1 protein-coding gene is annotated in these 515 nt (G+C 38.1%); it reads left to right on the top strand.

What is annotated here, in order from left to right; genetic code table 11:
• The first annotated feature begins 100 nt into the window (after positions 1-100).
• Positions 101-394, top strand: coding sequence for a hypothetical protein (locus tag K6Y21_RS21150; protein WP_233073921.1), 294 nt, complete (start codon positions 101-103; stop codon positions 392-394).
• The last annotated feature ends 121 nt before the right edge of the window (positions 395-515 follow it).

Raw genomic sequence — 515 nt, 5'->3', positions numbered from 1 at the left:
CGTCAAAGGGCAGTATTCCCGCAAAACAAAAGCGAGCTTGGATGAAAACAAGCTTCTTAGAAGCAGTGTTGAGTGCGGGATTGAGTCAGTTGGTTGAAATATGAGCACTCATGCGGTTGCCCTGACTGATATAGCACCTTGGGAACTGAAGTTTTCAGTCTATAAATTTAATAGAGATACTATTCCAGTTATTCTTAAATTTATGGGCAATAACCTTTTAGATTGGAATGTACATATTAATAAAGGTGTTGGGAATTGGCATTTTTATGTAGGCAATAAATTAATTGCAGGTGCTTGTGTAGGTGACGACACATTAGTTATTAACGATCCAAGTGAGTTAATAATTAATAAACTCAATCAAATGGGTATTCCATATGAATGGGCTGACACATAACAAGAGACTATGGCGTCAATAGTTATTTTTAAACTTTTGGCGCTTCCCACATAACACCGTCTCTGAGCATCGAATTGAGCGTGACAACCATCTTCCTGATACAAGCGATGATGGCTACTTT

The organism is Motilimonas eburnea (genome assembly GCF_021295345.1).
Lineage (GTDB): Bacteria > Pseudomonadota > Gammaproteobacteria > Enterobacterales > CBDFNC01 > Motilimonas > Motilimonas eburnea.
Note: the sequence above shows the minus strand (reverse complement) of the source record. Positions and strands in the feature narration are given on the sequence as shown.